Source organism: Frateuria sp. YIM B11624, assembly GCF_049727805.1.
GTDB lineage: Bacteria > Pseudomonadota > Gammaproteobacteria > Xanthomonadales > Rhodanobacteraceae > Frateuria_A.
The window spans coordinates 1-17,069 of record NZ_JBCNYA010000023.1; the positions used below are offsets into that span (position 1 = coordinate 1).

A 17,069-nucleotide genomic window follows, 5' to 3' on the forward strand; every position below is an offset into this window, starting at 1 on the left:
TAGCAGCTTTGGGAGCCTGTAGCTTGCCGCACCGCTGCAAAGCTCGCGGCCAAATGCGAAGGACTGGAAGCTGGCGAGAGCCGGCCGAAGCAGACGCTGCGAGAGAACAACCAAGCAAGGGCCTAACTCAAAGTAGGTTTCAGATTGGGATGTAATCGCGCAGCCTAACCGCTGATGACCTACACCTTGGTTCTGGCCGAGCCTACAACAATCAACGACTTCCGCGCCTGTTCGCAGCCTAATCCCGCAGCCTAATCTCGCCACCTCAAGTTTGGCGGGAGTAGTTGCTTGGCATCCTTTCACGAGGTAGATGGCGCTGCAAGCTTGGCGCCTGCGCAGCCCCCACGTTTGCTGGACCAAGTCCGGCAGCGTATCCGGCGGCTGGGTTTGGCACGCAGGACGGAGGAGGCGTATGTCGGTTGGACCCGGCGGTTCATTCTTGCCAATGACAAACGGCATCCGACCGAAATGGGGGCGCCGGAAATCGAGCGCTTCCTCACGAGCCTGGCGGTGGATGGGAGCGTTTCGGCATCCACCCAGAACCAGGCGTTGTCGGCTTTGCTGTTCCTCTACAAGCAGGTGCTTGGAGTCGAATTGCCATGGCTGGATGGAATCGAGCGGGCGAAGAAGCCGCAACGGTTGCCGGTGGTGCTGACACGGCCGGAGATCGCCGCGCTGCTGGGCGAGCTCACGGGAACGCCATGGCTGATGGCGAGCCTGCTCTATGGTGCGGGTCTACGGCTGATGGAGTGCGTGCGTCTGCGCGTGAAGGATGTCGACTTCGGTAAGGGGGAGTTGATCGTGCGACAGGGCAAGGGCGGGAAGGATCGCCATACGATGCTGCCGGGCACGCTGGTGGCGCCGTTGCAGGCGCAGATGGAGGAGGCCAGGCGGATCCATCAGCGCGACCTGGATGCGGGATTCGGGCGGGTGTGGCTGCCGGATGCGTTGGTGCGCAAGTATCCGCGGGCCAATGCCGAATGGGGATGGCAATACGTGTTCCCCGCGTCGGTGCGCAGTTGCGACCCGCGCGACGGAGAGGAGAGGCGGCACCACCTGGACGAGTCGCGGCTGCAGCGCGCGGTCAAGCAGGCGCGCGTGCGGGCCGGGCTGGCCAAGCCGGCAACCTGCCACACGTTGCGGCACTCGTTTGCCACGCATTTGCTCGAGGACGGGTATGACCTGCGTACCATCCAGGAGTTGCTGGGGCATGCCGACGTGTCGACTACGCAAATCTATACGCACGTGCTCAATCGGGGCGGACGGGGAGTGATGAGTCCGTTGGACCGGGGATAGAAGAGTTTCCCGCGAGCCCCGGCCCCTCACCCCAGCCCCTCTCCCCGAAGGGGAGAGGCAGCATAGCCTCGCGGGCCCGGTCAGGCGGGGCGGCGGGCGCCGAGTAGGACGAGCACTTCCTGGGCGGCGCGGATGCGTTCGGCGGCGCCAGGGAGGTCGAGGGTGATCTTGAGCTTGTCCTGGCCGTCCAGCTTGTAGACGCGCGGCTGGCCCTGGATCAGGCGGATCAGCGCCATCGGGTCGACGTCGGGCTTGTCGCGAAAGGTGATGCGGCCGTTGCTGGCGCCGATGTCCAGCTTGCGGATGCCCAGCGGCGTCGCCATTAGCTTGAGGCTGGAGAGCGCGAACAAGGTCTTGGTCGGCTCGGGCAGCAGCCCGAAGCGGTCGATCATTTCCACCTGCAGGTCACGCAACTGGTCCTCGTTCTTCGCGCTGGCGATGCGCTTGTAGAGGGTTAGCCGGGTGTGCACGTCGGGCAGGTAGTCGTCCGGGATCAGCGCAGGCAGGTGCAGCTCCACTTCCGTTTCGTGCTCGGAGGAAAGGTCGAAGTCGGGCATCTTGCCGGATTTCAATGCACGCACGGCGCGGTCGAGCAGTTCGGTGTAGAGGCCAAAGCCGATTTCCTGGATCTGGCCGGATTGCTCCTCGCCCAGCAGTTCGCCGGCGCCGCGGATTTCCAGGTCGTGGGTGGCCAGGGTGAAGCCGGCGCCCAGTTCCTCCAGCGAGGCGAGCGCTTCCAGGCGCTTCTCGGCGTCGGCGGTCATGGCCTTGCGGTCGGGCACGACGAGGTAGGCGTAGGCGCGGTGGTGCGAGCGGCCCACACGGCCGCGCAATTGGTGCAACTGGGCCAGGCCGAAGCGGTCGGCGCGGTCGATGATGATGGTGTTGGCTGTCGGGATGTCGATGCCGGTTTCGATGATCGTCGTGCACACCAGCACGTTGAAGCGCTGGCGGTGGAAGTCGGCCATCACGCGCTCGAGTTCGCGTTCGGGCATCTGGCCGTGGGCGACGCCGATGCGTGCCTCGGGGATCAGCTCCTCCAGTTCGCGCGCGGTGCGTTCGATCGAGTCGACCTCGTTGTGCAGGAAGTACACCTGGCCGCCGCGCGAGAGCTCGCGCTGGAAGGCCTCGCGAATGGTGGCGGGGTCCCAGGTGCTGATGAAGGTGCGCACGGCCATGCGGTGCGCCGGCGGCGTGGTGATCAGCGAGAGATCGCGCAGGCCGGCCATCGCCATGTTGAGCGTGCGCGGAATCGGCGTGGCGGTCATGGTGAGCAGGTCGACTTCGGCGCGAAGCTTCTTCAGCTGTTCCTTCTGGCGCACGCCGAAGCGCTGTTCCTCGTCGACCACGACCAGGCCGAGGTTCTTGAACCGGATGTCCGGCTGCAGCAGCTTGTGCGTGCCGACGATCACGTCGATCTGGCCGTCGGCCAGGCGCTTGAGGGCGTCGTTCACTTCCTTGGTGGACTTGAAGCGCGAGAGCACGTCGACCTTCACCGGCCAGTCGGCGAAGCGGTCGGCGAAATTGCGGTAGTGCTGCTGGGCGAGCAGGGTGGTGGGCACCAGCACGGCCACCTGCTTGCCGGCGGTGGCGGCGGCGAAGGCAGCACGCAACGCGACCTCGGTCTTGCCGAAGCCGACGTCGCCGCAGATCACGCGATCCATCGCGCGCGGCGCGGCCAGGTCGGCGAGCACGGCATCGATGGCCTGCTCCTGGTCGACGGTTTCCTCGAACGGAAAGCTGGCACCGAATTCCTCAACCATGCCGCGGTCGATGGCGATCGACTCGCCGCCGCGCGCCTCGCGCTGGGCGTAGATGGCGAGCAGTTCGGCGGCCACGTCGCGTACTTTCTCTGCCGCCTTCCTGCGCGCGCGTTCCCACGCGTCGCCACCGAGCGAGTGCAGCGGCGCGAGTTCGGGCGCGGTGCCGGAGTAGCGGCTGACCAGGCCGAGCTGCGCCACCGGAACGTAGAGCTTGTCGCCCTTGGCGTACTCGATGACGAGGAACTCGCCCTCCATGCCGCCGAGTTCCATCGACACCAGGCCCTGGTAGCGGCCCACGCCGTGGTCGACGTGCACGATGGGCGCGCCGACCGAGAGCTCGGTCAGGTCGCGGATGATCGCGTCCGGATCGCGCGCAGCGCCGCGACGGCGCTTGCGGTCGGTACGCACGCGTTCGCCGTAGAGCTCGCGTTCGGTGAGGACGGTGAGCGCCGGTTGCTTGAGGGCGAAGCCCTGTTCGAGCGGGGCGACGCTGATCGCCAGCCGCGTGGCCGTGGTATCGAGGAAGCCTTTCCAGCCATCCACCGCATCGGGCCTGAGCCCGGCGCCGGCGAGCGTTTCGGCGAGCGCCTCGCGGCGGCCGGCCGAATCGGCGGCGATCAGCACGCGGCCCGGGTAGCTCGCGAGGAAATGCCGCAGCGACGTGCCCGGCTCCTCGCCCTTGCGGTTGAGCGGCACCTCGGGCGCGGGCAGGGTGCCCGAGTCGACGGCGTGCTCGTGCCCCGATGGGACCACTTCCACGCGCAACCGCCTGTTCAACTGCTCGCGCAATTGTTCGGGCGAGAGGTACAGCTCGGCGGGTGGCAGCACCGGCCGTTCGATGTCGTGCGCGCGCTGGTCGTAGCGCTCGGCAGTGTTCGTCCAGAACTGGTCGGACGCCTCGCCGGCGCCTTCGCCCAGCACGAACAGCGCGCCCTCGCCGAGGTAGTCGAACAGCGTTGCCGTCTGCTTGAAGAACAGCGGCAGGTAGTACTCGATGCCGCCGGGCGTCACGCCTTCCTTCATGTCCTGGTAGAGCGGGCATCGGCGGATGTCGATCGGGAAGCGTTCGCGCAGGTTGTTGCGGAAGTCCTTGGCCGCCTCGTCGGTGAGCGGGAATTCGCGCGCGGGCAGCAGTTCGACCTTCTCCACCGGCTGTTGCGAGCGCTGGGTTTCCGGATCGAAGCTGCGGATCGAATCGACCTCGTCGTCGAACAGTTCGATGCGGTAGGGCTCGGCAGTGCCCATCGGGAAGATGTCGATCAGCGCTCCGCGCACCGCATAGTCGCCCGGTTCGGCTACCTGCGGCACGTGGCGATAGCCGGCCGCTTCCAGCCGGCGCTGCTCGGCGGCCAGGTCCAGCTTCTGGCCCTTGGCCAGCACCAGCCCCGAACCGGTGACGTGCGAACGCGGCGCGATGCGCTGCATCAGCGTGGCCACCGGCACCACCAGTACGCCGCGCTGCACCGAGGGCAGGCGGTAGAGCGTGGCGATGCGCTGGGAGACGATCTCCGGATGCGGGCTGAAGATGTCGTAGGGCAGCGTTTCCCAGTCGGGGAAATGCAGCACCGGCAGGTCACCGGCGAACAGGCGCAACTCGTCTTCCAGCGCCGAGGCGCGCTGGGTGTCGCGGGTGACCGCCACCAGCAGGCCGGCGTGGTCGCGGGCCGCTTCGGCGATCAGCAGGGCGCGCGAGGAACCGTGGGGCGGGGTCCAGAAGCGGCGCTGCTTGGGGGAGGTGGGCAGGGGCGGGTGGGGAATCTGGGGCATCGGGATCGCTTGTCGCGCGGCCGGGTGCCGCGGCGGGAAAGCGAAGAAGTTTAGCGCGGCAGGTGGCGCTCCCCGCAGGGGCGCGTGCCTCGGCGCCTCAGAGCCGCAGGGTGATCTGGGCGATGCCCGGTTCGTCCGGCAGCATCCGCGAGGTGAAGCCCAGTTCGTTGCACAGAGACAGCATCGGGCGATTCTCCACCAGCACGTAGCCCCAGAGTTCCGCCAGCCCGCGTTCCCGGCAGGTGGCGACCAGGCGGCGCATCAGTTCGGCGCCCAGGCCCAGGCGGGTCCATTCGCGCTCGACCAGCACGGAGAATTCGGCGCTGTCGGTCGCCTCGTCGATGAAGACGCGGCCCACGCCGCGCAGCTCCGCCGGCGTCACGCTGTCGTCCACCAGCACGAAGGCCGCTTCGGTCGCCGGGTCGATGTGGCACAGACGCCGGGCCATAGGTTCGGGCAGCTCGGTCAGGGTGTGCAGGAAGCGGCGGCGGATGTCTTCGGCCGGCAGGCGCGTGAAGCAGCGGCGCAGCGCGGCGACGTCGCCGGGCTCGATGGAACGCAGATGCAGGACGCGGCCATCACGGGTGGTGACCGGATCGGCATTGGACGGCGCCGACTGGGTGCGCGCAAAGCGCTGGTTGGTGCGCGGCGGCAGCGGCGCGTTGCGGATCGGGCTGGCGAAGTCGATGGCAGGCTGGATGGTCATGTCCATACTCTAGCGTATTGTTTGCGCTGCAGCATGAACGGGCGGCGCAACGAGGGCGCCGTTATGGGCCAGGCGGTGCGCAGTTGGCGTGAACAGGCAGGCGGGTGGCTGCCGTGCGTCTGCGGCAGTGCGGCAAGGGCGCGTGAAGATGGCGCTCCGACAGGGGCGGGCGCGTGGCCCGCCCCTGGCTTGGCTCAGAGCGCCTCGGAGGCGAAGTCGGCCAGCCGCGAGCGCTCGCCACGGCGCAGCGTGATGTGCGCCGAATGCTCCCAGCCCTTGAAGCGGTCCACCGCGTAGGTGAGACCCGAGGTCGTCTCGGTGAGGTAGGGCGTATCGATCTGCTCGACGTTGCCCAGGCAGACGATCTTGGTGCCGGGGCCGGCACGGGTGATCAGCGTCTTCATCTGCTTGGGCGTGAGGTTCTGCGCCTCGTCGATGATCAGGTAGCGGCTGAGGAAGGTGCGCCCGCGCATGAAGTTGAGCGAGCGGATCTTGATGCGCGAGGCGAGCAGGTCGTTGGTCGCCTGGCGTCCCCACGAACCGCCTTCTTCGGGATTGGCGAGCACCTCCAGGTTGTCGGTGAGCGCGCCCATCCACGGCGTCATCTTTTCCTCCTCGGTGCCGGGCAGGAAGCCGATGTCCTCGCCGACCGACACCGTGGCGCGGGTCATGATGATCTCGCGGTAGCGCTGCTGGTCCATCACCTGCGCCAGGCCGGCGGCGAGCGCGAGCAGCGTCTTGCCGGTGCCGGCGGTGCCGAGCAGGGTGACGAAGTCGACATCCGGGTCCATCAGCACGTTGAGCGCGAAGTTCTGCTCGCGGTTGCGCGCGGCGATGCCCCACACGCTATGGTTGGGGTGGCTGTGGTCGTCCAGCAGCACCAGCGTGGTCTGCGCATCGTCGACGTGCAGCACGCGCAGCTCGACGGCGTTGTCGCCGGGCAGGAACAGGCACTGGTTGGGATGCCAGTCCTCGTCCTCGCGGTGGTCGAGCTTGTAGAAGGTGCGGCCGCGTTCGGTCCAGGACTGCACTTCCGGGTGGCGGTCCCAGAAGTCCTCGGGCAGCCCGGTCGAGCCGGTGTAGAGCAGCGCGAAGTCATCCAGCGCGCGGTCGTTCTCGTAGTCCTCCGCGTCGATGCCGTAGATCTTGGCCTTGATGCGCAGGTTGATGTCCTTGGTGACCAGGATCACCGCGCGGTCCGGATTCTGGTCGCGCAGCTCGATGACCGCCGCGAGGATCAGGTTGTCCGCCTTGCTGTGCCCGTTGGCGGAGGTGCGCTGCTGGAAGTACAGGCGGCCCACCGCGCCGCCGCGCTTGAGGTTGACGCCCTTGGGGTTGGACAGCTCCAGTCCGTTGCTGATGCCGTGGCCGTTGCCGCGCTCGATCAGTTCGTTGAGGAACCGGCTGACCTGGCGGCCGTTGCGCGAGACTTCCGATGCGCCCTTCTTCTTTTCGTCCAGTTCCTCCAGCACGGTCATCGGGATGAAGACGTCGTGTTCCTCGAAGCGGAACAGCGAGGTGGGATCGTGCAGCAGCACGTTGGTGTCGAGTGCGTAGATACGCTTGCTTCCGGTCATGCGGAAGAGGCCTCGCTTTTGTCGGACCAAAGAAAAGCGGCCTGGACCACGAGGGTCGCAGGCCGCCGGAGAGCACGGCTGCGCGCCGTGCAAAGGGAGTGCTCGAAGATGCGAAGGTGCGTCACTTGGCGGGGATGGCGTCCAGTACGGCCTGGGCGTGGCCGGCGACTTTCACGCCGCGCCATTCCTGTGCGAGGTGGCCCTTGGGATCGAGCAGGAAAGTGCTGCGCACGATCCCAAGGTGCGTCTTGCCGTAGAGCACCTTCTCGTGGATCACGTCGAAGGCCTTGCACCAGCTCTCGTCGGTGTCGGCGATCAGCGGGAAGGGCAGGGCCTGCTTGTCGGCGAAGTTGGCGTGCGAGGTGACCGAGTCGCGCGACACGCCAACGATCTCGGCGTTGCGCTTCCTGAAGTCGTCGTAGAGGTCGCGGAAATCCTGCGCCTCGGTGGTGCAGCCGGGGGTGGAATCCTTCGGGTAGAAGTACACCACCACCCAGCGGCCCTGGAGTTGGGAGAGCTCCAGTTCGGTGTCGTCGCCGGTGGTGCCGATCAGGGGGGGAATCGGTTTGCCGATATCGGGCATGGGTTCTCCGCGAGGTCATCGATGAATCGATTGGGGAAGCGCGCCGGCGTGGCGCTTCTTCGGCCCTCGGGGGAAAGACTAGCGCGCTGCGCGCGGCGTGCAACAGGCTTGTCGAACGGCGCGCGACGCGCGATGCTCAGAACTTCACCGGGTCCATGATCGCGTCGAGGTTGAGCCCGTCGCAGAGCTCCAGGAAATCGTCGCGCAAGGTGGCGAGGTGGATCTGGGACGGAATGCCGATGGTGATCTGCGCCTGGAACATCTGCGCGCCGGTCTGCATGGCCTGGTAGCGCATCGAGCTCAGCTGTTCCACGCGGATGTCGTGGCGGCTGAAGAATTCGACCACCTTCACCAGGATGCCGGCGCGGTCGGCCGCCACCACTTCGACCAGGTAGGGCAGCAGCGTGCCGCTCTGCTCGCGCGGCCCGGTGCGGTAGTGCGACAGGCGCAGTTCCTCGTCGCGGCCGAGCTTGGCCAGCGCGGTTTCCAGCTTTGCGATCGCGTCCCACGCGCCGGTGGCGAGCATCAGCAGCGAGGTGTCGTTGCCGATGGTCGAAACGCGCGCGTCGGACAGGCTGCAGCCGGCGTCGGCGATGCGCTTGGTCAACGTGAGCAGCGGCGTGCGCGGCGCCGGGGTGAGGGTGTGGATCAGCAGCTGGTTGTCGGTGCCGGCGCGCGCGGAAGGACGGTTCAAGGGGAGGCCACCTTTGGTAACCCGGGCAGCTTAGCTTAGGACGCTCCGGAAATCGCAGGGTGAGGACTCTCCCTTCCACTGTGCACGGGCCACCAGTACCATCCCTTGCTTGCCTTCAAGCCGGAATAGCGTCTTGGATATTCGTGGAAGCATCTGCGCGCTGGCGACACCGTTTGCCGCCGATGGCTCGCTCGACCTGCCGGCCTTCGGGCGCCTGCTCGACTACCAGCTCGCCGGGGGCACGCAGGCGCTGGTCGTGGCCGGCTCCACCGGCGAGGCGCACATGCTCGAGCATGACGAGTTCGAGCGGCTGCTGGCTTATGCGGTGGAGCGTGTCGCCGGCCGCGTGCCGGTGATCGCCGGTACCGGCGAGGCTGCCACCGCGCGCACCGTCGCGCAGACCCGCCGTGCCGGCGCGCTGGGTGCCGATGCGGCGCTGGTGGTTGCACCGTATTACGTGCGGCCCACCCAGGAAGGTCTGCGCCGGCATTTCCTGGAGGTGGCCGAACACGGCGGCGTGCCGGTGCTGCTCTACAACGTGCCCACGCGCACCGCCTGCGACCTGCTTCCGGAAACCGTCGCGCAGTTGCGCGACCATCCGGCGATCCTGGGCATCAAGGAGGCGGTGGCCAGCGAGGAGCGCATCCACGCGCTTGCGGAACTTGTGCGCGCGGATTTCGTCTACCTATCCGGCGACGACGGCACGGCAGGCAAGGCCATGCTGGCTGGCGCGGCCGGTACCGTTTCGGTGGTGGCGAACCTGGTGCCGCAGGCGTTCCGCGCGTTGTGCGACGCGGCCACGGCGGGCGATCGGGAAGCTGCCGGCCGTGCCCACGACCGGCTCGACCCGCTGGTGCAGGCACTCAATTGCGCGCCCAACCCGATCGCGGTGAAGGCCATGCTGCCGGCGCTGGGACTCGGTTCGGCGAAGCCCCGGTTGCCGCTGGTCGAGCTGGCCGACGGCCCGGACCGCGCCCGTCTGCACGAAGCCCTGGCTGCTCTGGCATCCTTGGCGGCCGTCGCCTGATCTTCCGGCTGCCGCTTGATCCCTTTTTCGGAAAACCATCCATGAAGAAATCCTCGCTCGTCGTCGCCCTTCCGGCCCTGGTCCTGAGCGGCCTGCTGCTTTCCGGTTGCGGCATGCTCCGTTCGCACAAGGCCTGGGACACCGCACGCCAGGAATCCCCGCTGGAGATCCCGCCGGGCCTGGATACGCCGGCGGCGACCGACGCGCTGGTGATCCCGCCGCCGGGCGCGAACAACCCGACCTCTGCGGGCGTCACCGCCGACGTGGGCGGGGCAGGCGGCATGATCGCCGACGGTTTCGTGCTGGCCGACAGCGCGGACAACACCTATCGCCGCGTCGGCGAGGTGCTGGGCAGCGTGGGCCAGGTCACCGCGCACGACGACGGCGCGCACAGCTACACGGTGAACGTGGTAGCCGCGCCGGCGAAGAAGCGCGGCTTCTTTGGCCGCCTGTTCCATCGCAACGGCAAGGGCGATGCGGCCACGCCCGGCAAGGCCGCGCGCCAGGTGCAGGTGACCGTCACCGCCAGCGGCGACAACGCCAGCGAAGTGCGTGCGCAGGGCCAGGCGGCGGCAGTGGCCAAGGTGGTCGACACGCTGAAGGCGAAGCTCGGCGGCTGATCGTCGGGATCCCTTCCGGTTTGCCAGACGCCGCCTTCGGGCGGCGTCTGCTTTTGCACTGTAGGGTGGGCTTCAGCCCACCATGCCGTGCATGGATGGTGGATTGGAGCTACCCCGCGACGTCCGGGTCCCGCAAACAAGAACGCCGCCCGAAGGCGGCGTCGCAGAACCAGGCGGATGGCTCAGCGTTCCAGCAGCTTGAGCTTGTCCGGCTTGCCTTCCCACTCCTTGGCGTCCGGCAGGCCGTCCTTGCGCTCGGTGATCACCGGCCACTCCCGCGACAGCTCGGCATTGATCGCCACGAACGATTCCTGGCCGGCCGGGACGTCGTCCTCGGGATAGATCGCGTTGATCGGGCATTCCGGCTCGCACAAGGTGCAGTCGATGCACTCGTCCGGATTGATCACCAGGAAGTTCGGGCCTTCATGGAAAGCATCGACCGGGCAGACCTCGACGCAATCGGTGTACTTGCACTTGATGCAGTTGTCGGTAACGACAAAGGTCATGGGCGGCTTCGAGTCGGCTGTAGAAAACGCGCTGTCTGCTCGAGATGCCGAGCCGGAGCGCTGCTTCTTGTGAAAAGTGCGGCCATGGATGGCCGCTTCTAGTCTAGCCGATAGCCAGGAGCTAAGGGTTTACCGAGGCCCTTCCAGACAGCGGCAATCATGGACGATTGCAAAAATAATGGCGCTCCCTACGAGGTTCGAACTCGTGTTCCCGCCTTGAGAGGGCGGTGTCCTAGGCCACTAGACGAAGGGAGCGCAGAGCTGCGAGGCGCGCTAGTATAGCGGAATTGTTTCGCCCGGCAATGCCTCGTGAAGACCCTTCGCGCTGCCGTCCGGAACAGGCCGCCGGCACGCCTGCCGCGCGGACGGACGCAGCGCATTGCGCCGCGATTGTTGCACCGGCGCCCGGCGCGCCGCCAAGGATCCAGACCGCTTGAACCCAGAAGCAAGGACTTCCGTCACGCCCGTGCCCGCGATCGTTCCGCGCGAGCAGCACGTGATCTCCCGCAAGAACATAAGCAAGGCCGCATTGCGCGTGCTCTACCGCCTGCACGACGCCGGCTACGACGCCTTCCTGGTCGGCGGCGCCGTGCGCGACCTGCTGCTCGGCGGCCATCCCAAGGACTTCGACGTGGCCACCAACGCCACGCCCGACGAGGTCAAGAAGCTGTTCCGCAACTGTCGCCTGATCGGCCGGCGCTTCCGCCTCGCGCACGTGGTGTTCGGTCCGGAGATCATCGAGGTGGCCACGTTTCGCGGCACCGGCGAAGAAGAGGGCGGGGAGGGCGATCGCCACATCGTCGACGGGCTGATCGTGCGCGACAACGTATGGGGCACCATCGAGGAAGACGCGGTGCGCCGCGACTTCCGCGTCAACGCGCTGTACTACGACATCAGCGATTTCTCGGTGCGCGACTACGTCGGCGGCATGCAGGATCTGGAGAACCGCGTGCTGCACCTGATCGGCGATCCGGCCAAGCGCTATCGCGAGGATCCGGTGCGCATGCTGCGCGCGGCGCGGCTGGCGGCCAAGCTGGGCTTCACCATCGACCGCAAGGCCTCCGCGCCGTTCGAGGAACTGGGCCCGCTGCTGTGTGATGCGGCGCCGGCGCGGCTGTTCGACGAGTCGCTCAAGATGTTCCTGGCCGGCAACGGCCTGAAGAGCTTCCGCATGCTCGAGCAGTGCGGGCTGCTGAAGTTCCTGTTCCCGGCCACGGCGCGCGCGCTCAAGCGCGGCGACGAGGCGCTGCGTTCGCTGATCGAGCAGGGCCTGGCCAATACCGACCAGCGCATCGCCGAGGGCAAGTCGGTGACGCCGGCCTTCCTGTTCGCCGTGCTGCTGTGGGGCGAGGTGCGCGACCTGGCGCATGGCTGGATGGCCAAGGGCGTGGACGGCAACGAGGCCTGGGCGCGCGCGGCGGCGCACGTGGTCGGCGAGCAGTGCCAGCGCGTGGCGATCCCGCGCCGCTTCACTCTCACCATGGAAGAAATCTGGTCGCTGCAGCCGCGCTTCGAGCAGATCCAGCGCAAGCGGGTGTTCCGCCTGATGGCGCATCCACGCTTCCGCGCCGCGTTCGATTTCCTGCTGCTGCGCGCGGCCGAGTCGCCGGCGATCCGCGAACTCGGCCAGTGGTGGGCACACGCGCAGCAGTTGCCGCAGGAGGTGCTGGCCGCAGCGCTGCCTGCCGGCACGGCGGCACCGGCCGGCGCGGCCGCCACCGCAGCCCCGCGCAAGCGCCGCCGGCGCAAGCCGGCGGGCAAGTCCGGCTCGGCCTGATCCTCAGAGAGCCTGTCATGACCCCCAGTAGCCTGTGTTGCCTGCCGGCTGGCCTCAGGTGGTGGCGCATGGCGCACCGCCTGACCGCACGTCAGGTCAGGCCGCGCGCTGCCGCCTTTCGCGCATGACACGGGCCTTCGTCGCGCTGGGCGGCAACCTGGGCGACACGCATGCCATCCTTCGCCAGGCGCTCGATGACCTGGCCGCGTTGCCGAGCACACGCCTGCTGGCACGCTCGCGGTTCTACCGCACGCCGCCGTGGGGGTTGCGCGAGCAGCCACCGTTCCTCAACGCCGCCGCCGAGCTGGAAACCGCATTGGCGCCGCACGAGTTGCTGGATGCGCTGCTCGACATCGAGCGCGCCGCCGGACGCGTGCGCGAGGGCGAACGCTGGGGACCGCGCACGCTGGATCTGGACCTGTTGCACATGGAGGGTGTGACGCTGCGCGACGAGCGCCTGACGTTGCCGCACCCCCGCATCGGCGAGCGCGCCTTCGTGCTGTTGCCGCTGGCCGAGCTGGCGCCGGAACTCGAGCTGCCCGGACAGGGCCGGGTGGATGCGCTGCTGGCCGCTGCCGACGCCGCCGGTTGCGTCGTCGAACCATAGGCAGCCCGGGCCGGGCTGCCGGTATCGCTTTGTCGAAGAGCCCGGCTGAAGCCCGCCCGACAGCGTTTCCCGCCAGCGCTTGGCCTGCGCGACCGGGGGCCGGATAATCGCCTGCCCGCTCCCGCAAGGAACTGCCGTGTACGTCGACAACGCCAGCGTTCCCGCCCGCAAGCCGGTCACCGTGCCGGGCCTGCGCGCGATGAAGGCGCAGGGGCGCAAGATCGTGATGCTGACCGCCTACGACGCCAGCTTCGCCTGGCAACTGGAGGCTGCGGGCGTGGACGTGGCGCTGGTCGGCGATTCGCTGGGCATGGTCGTGCAGGGCCACCGCAGCACGTTGCCGGTCACGCTGGACGAAATGGCCTACCACACCCGCGCGGTGGCGCGCGGGCTCAACGCCACGCTGCTGATCGCCGACCTGCCGTTCATGGCCGACCGCGACGTGTCGCACACGCTCGAGGCCGCCGCGCGCCTGGTCGGCGAGGCGGGCGCTGCCGCGGTGAAGATCGAAGGCGCCGCACCGCACATCCTCGATGCCATCGCTACCCTCGGCGCGCGGGCGGTGCCGGTATGCGCACACCTGGGGCTCACTCCGCAGTCGGTGCACAAGTTCGGCGGCTTCCGCATCCAGGGGCGCGAGCAGGAGGCGGCCGACCGCGTGCTGTCCGAGGCGCTCGCGGTGCAGTCCGCCGGCGCCGACCTGCTGGTGCTCGAGGGCGTGCCCAGCGCGCTCGGCGAGCGGGTCACCCGCGCCCTGGAGATCCCTGTGATCGGCATCGGTGCCGGGCCGCACTGCGACGGCCAGGTGCTGGTGATCTACGACCTGCTGGGCATCACGCCGGGCAAACGGCCGAAGTTCAGCAAGGATTTCCTTGCCGGCCGCCATTCTGTCGCAGCGGCTCTTGCCGCCTTCGCCGAGGACGTGCGCAGCGGCGCCTTCCCGGCGCCGGAACACAGCTTCGACTGATCCCCTTTCCGGGAACCAACGCCATGCAGACAGTGCAAGACGCCGCCGGTTTGCGCGCGACCATCCGCGGCTGGCGCATCCAGGGCCAGACGGTGGGCTTCGTGCCGACCATGGGCAACCTGCACGAGGGCCACCACTCGCTGATCAAGCTGGCGCGCGCGCGCGCCGATCGCGTGGTGGCGAGCGTCTTCGTCAACCCGACCCAGTTCGGCCCGAATGAGGATTTCGAGCGCTACCCGCGTACGCTCGCGCAGGACCAGGCCGGACTCGCCGAGATGGACTGCGACCTGCTGTTCGCGCCCGATGTCGCCACCATCTATCCGTTCGGTGCGGCACAGAGCGTGAGCGTGCACGTGCCGGGCATCACCGACACGCTGGAAGGCGCGCACCGTCCCGGCCACTTCGACGGCGTGGCCACCGTGGTGTGCAAGCTGTTCAACCTGGTCCAGCCGGACGTGGCGGTGTTCGGCCAGAAGGATTTTCAGCAGTTGAAGGTGATCGAGCGGATGGTGCGCGACCTGGCGCTGCCGCTGAAGGTGGTCGCCGCACCGACCCTGCGTGCCGCCGATGGCCTGGCGCTGAGCTCGCGCAACCAGTACCTGTCCGTCGGCGAGCGCGCGCTGGCGCCGCAGATCCACGAGACGTTGCTGAAGATGCGCGAGCTGCTGGAGAAGGGCCACGCGCGCAGGGTGATCGAGCAGGCCGCGGCGTCGACGCTGGAACGCGCGGGGTTCGCGCCGGACTACGCGGTGATCCGCCGTGCCGAGGATCTAACCGAACCGGCCGACGACGAACGCCAGGGCCTGGTGGCGCTGATCGCCGCACGGCTGGGCGGCACGCGGCTGATCGACAACATGGCGTTCGATTGAACGACGTGGGCGACGGGATGGGGCGTGGCCCGTCCCGCCGCCCGGAGCGGGTTTATTCCTGGCGCTCCCAGACCTGGCTGCGGCCCAGCAGCGCGAAGCCGATGTAGCCGTGCACGTCGAGCTTCTGTCCACCCTCGAGCATGCTCAGCTTGACCTTGTAGGTCTTGCCGTTGTGCGGGTCGAGGATCTTGCCGCCGTCCCACACGTCGCCGTCGCGGGTGACGCCCCACATGATGGTCATGCCCTCGACCGGCTGGTCCTTGCGCTCGCCGTCGCACTTGCGGCAGATCGGGTTCGGGCCTTCGTCCGACTGCAGCACCTTGAGCACCTTCGCCTGCAGTTCGCCGTTCTGTTCGGTGATCTGCACGATCGACTTGGGCTTGCCGGTGGTGTCGTCGATGGTCTTCCAGGTGCCGACCGGGGTGTCGTTGGCGGCGTAGACGGCGGCGCTGCCGAGCAGCAGGCCGGTGAACAGCGCCAGGCGGAACAATGGCTTCATGGTTGCCCTCCCGTACGAAAGCGTACGGTAGTGAGACTGACGAGCGCCCGCGGGGCCGTCAAGCTGCGTTGCGCAACGCTTCGTGGCTGACCTGCATCAGGCGGGAAAGGTGCCGCGGCTGGCATAATCGGCGACCCACGAACGAAGTGCTTTCCCATGAGCGAAGTGAACGAAGCGCGCGTGCGCCAATTGCTCGGCGGCCTGATCGACCCGCATACCGACGCCTCCATGGCCGATGCCGTGCGCGCGGTGGGCGTCGATGGCGCGCGGGTGTCGGTGGACATCCAGCTCGGTTACCCGGCCGCTTCGGCCATCGACGAGCTGACCAACCGCGTGCGCCAGGCGCTGGAGGCCGATCCGGCGATCGAAGCGGCCAGCGTGTCGGTCGCCAGCCGCGTCCAGCCGCACAAGGTACAGGGCGTGCTGGCGCCGCTGCCAAACGTCAAGAACATCATCGTGGTGGCCTCCGGCAAGGGCGGCGTCGGCAAGTCCACCGTCTCGGCCAACCTGGCGCTGGCGCTCAAGGCCGAGGGCGCGCGCGTGGGCGTGCTGGACGCGGACATCTACGGCCCCAGCCAGCCGCGCATGCTGGGCATCGAAGGCAAGCCGCAGTCGCCCGACGGCAAGAGCATCATTCCGATGCAGGCGCATGGCCTGCAGGCGATGTCGATCGGCTTTCTGGTCGATCCGGAAACGCCGATGATCTGGCGCGGCCCGATGGTCACCCAGGCGATGATGCAACTGCTCAACGACACCCGCTGGGACATGCTCGACTACCTGGTCATCGACCTGCCGCCCGGCACCGGCGACATCCAGCTCACCCTCTCGCAGAAGGTGCCGGTGGCCGGCGCGGTGATCGTCACCACGCCGCAGGACATCGCGCTGCTCGACGCGATCAAGGCGCTGAAGATGTTCGAGAAGGTCGAGGTGCCGGTGCTCGGCCTGGTCGAGAACATGTCCACCCACGTGTGCTCGAACTGCGGCCACGAGGAGCACGTGTTCGGCGCCGGCGGCGGCGCACGCATGGCCGAGAAATACGCGGTGCCGTACCTGGGCTCGCTGCCGCTGGACATCCGCATCCGCGAGCAGGCCGACGGCGGCACGCCCACCGTGGCCGCGATGCCCGATTCGGACCTGGCCGCGCGCTACCGCGAGATCGCGCGCAACGCGGCCGGGCGGCTGTCGCGCCAGCCGCGCAACAAGTCGCTGGGGCTGGGCAAGATCGTGGTGCAGAACGCGCCTTCGGCATGAGCGCCGCCCGCAAGACGGTGCTGTGCCTTTCCGGCAGCCTGCGGCAGCGCTCGGCCAACACCGCGGCCTTGCAGGCGGCGCAGGCGCTGGCGCCATCGACGTTGGAACTGGTCATCTACGACGGCCTGGGCGATTTGCCGCCGTTCAATCCGGATGTCGAAACCGTCGCCGTTCCTGCGGTCGTGCTCGCACTGCGCGAGAAGGTGGGGCAGGCGGACGCCTTGCTGATCGCCTGCCCGGAGTACGCCCACGGCGTGCCGGGCGTCTTCAAGAACCTGCTGGACTGGCTGGTCGGCAGCCTGGAACTCCCGGACAAGCCGGTGGCGCTGCTCAACGCCTCCGGCCGCGGCTCGCATCACGCGCAGGACGCGCTGGCGGAGATCCTGCAGACGATGTCGGCGCGCGTGCTGGGCGGAGCCTCGGGCAACGTGGCGCTGCCCGGTGCCGGCTGCACCCGCGAGGACGTGCTGGCCAGCCCCGAGCGCTGCGCCGAACTGCATGGGTTGCTGGCCGCGCTGGAGCACGCGCTGTTCGCGTAAGTGGCGTCGGCCGGTCCCCCT

16 protein-coding genes and 1 tRNA gene are annotated in these 17,069 nt (G+C 68.2%); 9 read left to right on the top strand and 8 right to left on the bottom strand.

The features are described 5' to 3' along the window. Positions 1 to 348 precede the first annotated feature (348 nt). Positions 349 to 1,296, top strand: a complete 948-nt coding sequence (locus AAIL17_RS12415; protein ID WP_424683160.1) for an integron integrase — start codon at positions 349 to 351, stop codon at positions 1,294 to 1,296. Positions 1,297 to 1,376: 80 nt separating this feature from the next. On the opposite strand, the gene mfd is transcribed toward AAIL17_RS12415, so the two are convergent. The 5 genes from mfd to AAIL17_RS12440 form a co-directional block, all read right to left on the bottom strand. Further along, a complete protein-coding gene (mfd, locus tag AAIL17_RS12420) occupies positions 1,377 to 4,832 on the bottom strand; it encodes a transcription-repair coupling factor (RefSeq protein ID WP_424683227.1) in 3,456 nt (1,151 codons plus the stop codon). Positions 4,833 to 4,923: 91 nt separating this feature from the next. After that, a complete protein-coding gene (locus tag AAIL17_RS12425) occupies positions 4,924 to 5,526 on the bottom strand; it encodes an N-acetyltransferase family protein (protein ID WP_424683228.1) in 603 nt (200 codons plus the stop codon). Positions 5,527 to 5,726: 200 nt separating this feature from the next. Continuing rightward, positions 5,727 to 7,109, bottom strand: coding sequence for a PhoH family protein (locus tag AAIL17_RS12430; RefSeq protein WP_424683161.1), 1,383 nt, complete (start codon positions 7,107 to 7,109; stop codon positions 5,727 to 5,729). A 121-nt stretch (positions 7,110 to 7,230) separates the two neighbouring features. Then, entirely contained in the window at positions 7,231 to 7,692 is a 462-nt protein-coding gene (locus AAIL17_RS12435; protein ID WP_424683162.1) for a peroxiredoxin, read from the bottom strand. A 136-nt stretch (positions 7,693 to 7,828) separates the two neighbouring features. After that, positions 7,829 to 8,386 carry a glycine cleavage system protein R gene (locus AAIL17_RS12440; protein WP_424683163.1) on the bottom strand — a complete coding sequence of 186 codons (558 nt, stop codon included), beginning with the start codon at positions 8,384 to 8,386 and terminating at the stop codon, positions 7,829 to 7,831. A gap of 133 nt (positions 8,387 to 8,519) precedes the next feature. On the opposite strand from AAIL17_RS12440, the gene dapA reads away from it, so the two are divergent. After that, positions 8,520 to 9,413: a 4-hydroxy-tetrahydrodipicolinate synthase gene (dapA, locus tag AAIL17_RS12445; RefSeq protein ID WP_424683164.1), complete on the top strand. Its 894-nt coding sequence runs from the start codon at positions 8,520 to 8,522 to the stop codon at positions 9,411 to 9,413. 41 nt (positions 9,414 to 9,454) lie between these two features. Next, the gene (locus AAIL17_RS12450; protein ID WP_424683165.1) at positions 9,455 to 10,033 is read left to right on the top strand and encodes a hypothetical protein; all 579 of its coding nucleotides are present in this window, start codon (positions 9,455 to 9,457) and stop codon (positions 10,031 to 10,033) included. Between the two features lie 182 nt (positions 10,034 to 10,215). Here the strand turns inward: AAIL17_RS12450 and fdxA are convergent, their stop codons facing one another. Together fdxA and AAIL17_RS12460 are read right to left on the bottom strand one after the other, a co-directional pair. After that, complete coding sequence (gene fdxA / locus AAIL17_RS12455) at positions 10,216 to 10,539, bottom strand: ferredoxin FdxA (protein ID WP_424683166.1); 324 nt, start codon at positions 10,537 to 10,539, stop codon at positions 10,216 to 10,218. A gap of 179 nt (positions 10,540 to 10,718) precedes the next feature. Continuing rightward, a tRNA-Glu gene (locus AAIL17_RS12460) sits at positions 10,719 to 10,794 on the bottom strand. 178 nt (positions 10,795 to 10,972) lie between these two features. On the opposite strand from AAIL17_RS12460, the gene pcnB reads away from it, so the two are divergent. The 4 genes from pcnB to panC all read left to right on the top strand — a co-directional run bounded on the left by pcnB (position 10,973) and on the right by panC (position 14,759). Next, a complete protein-coding gene (pcnB, locus tag AAIL17_RS12465; RefSeq protein WP_424683167.1) occupies positions 10,973 to 12,316 on the top strand; it encodes a polynucleotide adenylyltransferase PcnB in 1,344 nt (447 codons plus the stop codon). Between the two features lie 124 nt (positions 12,317 to 12,440). Next, positions 12,441 to 12,923: a 2-amino-4-hydroxy-6-hydroxymethyldihydropteridine diphosphokinase gene (gene folK, locus AAIL17_RS12470; protein ID WP_424683168.1), complete on the top strand. Its 483-nt coding sequence runs from the start codon at positions 12,441 to 12,443 to the stop codon at positions 12,921 to 12,923. A 136-nt stretch (positions 12,924 to 13,059) separates the two neighbouring features. Further along, the gene (gene panB / locus AAIL17_RS12475; RefSeq protein ID WP_424683169.1) at positions 13,060 to 13,890 is read left to right on the top strand and encodes a 3-methyl-2-oxobutanoate hydroxymethyltransferase; all 831 of its coding nucleotides are present in this window, start codon (positions 13,060 to 13,062) and stop codon (positions 13,888 to 13,890) included. Positions 13,891 to 13,913: 23 nt separating this feature from the next. Then, positions 13,914 to 14,759, top strand: a complete 846-nt coding sequence (gene panC, locus AAIL17_RS12480; RefSeq protein ID WP_424683170.1) for a pantoate--beta-alanine ligase — start codon at positions 13,914 to 13,916, stop codon at positions 14,757 to 14,759. 52 nt (positions 14,760 to 14,811) lie between these two features. Here the strand turns inward: panC and AAIL17_RS12485 are convergent, their stop codons facing one another. Next, entirely contained in the window at positions 14,812 to 15,258 is a 447-nt protein-coding gene (locus AAIL17_RS12485) for a DUF2147 domain-containing protein (RefSeq protein ID WP_424683171.1), read from the bottom strand. Positions 15,259 to 15,414: 156 nt separating this feature from the next. Between AAIL17_RS12485 and apbC the strand changes: the two genes are divergently transcribed. Together apbC and AAIL17_RS12495 are read left to right on the top strand one after the other, a co-directional pair. Continuing rightward, positions 15,415 to 16,509 (top strand): iron-sulfur cluster carrier protein ApbC, encoded by a 1,095-nt coding sequence (apbC, locus tag AAIL17_RS12490; RefSeq protein WP_424683172.1) that lies wholly within the window; start codon positions 15,415 to 15,417, stop codon positions 16,507 to 16,509. Beyond that, a complete protein-coding gene (locus AAIL17_RS12495) occupies positions 16,506 to 17,048 on the top strand; it encodes an NADPH-dependent FMN reductase (RefSeq protein WP_424683173.1) in 543 nt (180 codons plus the stop codon). Before apbC ends, AAIL17_RS12495 begins: the two co-directional genes overlap by 4 nt. Positions 17,049 to 17,069 lie beyond the last annotated feature (21 nt).

Excerpts from the sequence above, each read along its gene's own strand:
- AAIL17_RS12430 (WP_424683161.1), bottom strand. The coding sequence starts at position 7,109 with ATGACCGGAAGCAAGCGTATCTACGCACTCGACACCAACGTGCTGCTG.
- AAIL17_RS12450 (WP_424683165.1), top strand. The coding sequence starts at position 9,455 with ATGAAGAAATCCTCGCTCGTCGTCGCCCTTCCGGCCCTGGTCCTGAGC.
- AAIL17_RS12485 (WP_424683171.1), bottom strand. The coding sequence starts at position 15,258 with ATGAAGCCATTGTTCCGCCTGGCGCTGTTCACCGGCCTGCTGCTCGGC.
- AAIL17_RS12495 (WP_424683173.1), top strand. The coding sequence starts at position 16,506 with ATGAGCGCCGCCCGCAAGACGGTGCTGTGCCTTTCCGGCAGCCTGCGG.
- fdxA (WP_424683166.1), bottom strand. The coding sequence starts at position 10,539 with ATGACCTTTGTCGTTACCGACAACTGCATCAAGTGCAAGTACACCGAT.
- apbC (WP_424683172.1), top strand. The coding sequence starts at position 15,415 with ATGAGCGAAGTGAACGAAGCGCGCGTGCGCCAATTGCTCGGCGGCCTG.
- panC (WP_424683170.1), top strand. The coding sequence starts at position 13,914 with ATGCAGACAGTGCAAGACGCCGCCGGTTTGCGCGCGACCATCCGCGGC.
- folK (WP_424683168.1), top strand. The coding sequence starts at position 12,441 with ATGACACGGGCCTTCGTCGCGCTGGGCGGCAACCTGGGCGACACGCAT.
- AAIL17_RS12435 (WP_424683162.1), bottom strand. The coding sequence starts at position 7,692 with ATGCCCGATATCGGCAAACCGATTCCCCCCCTGATCGGCACCACCGGC.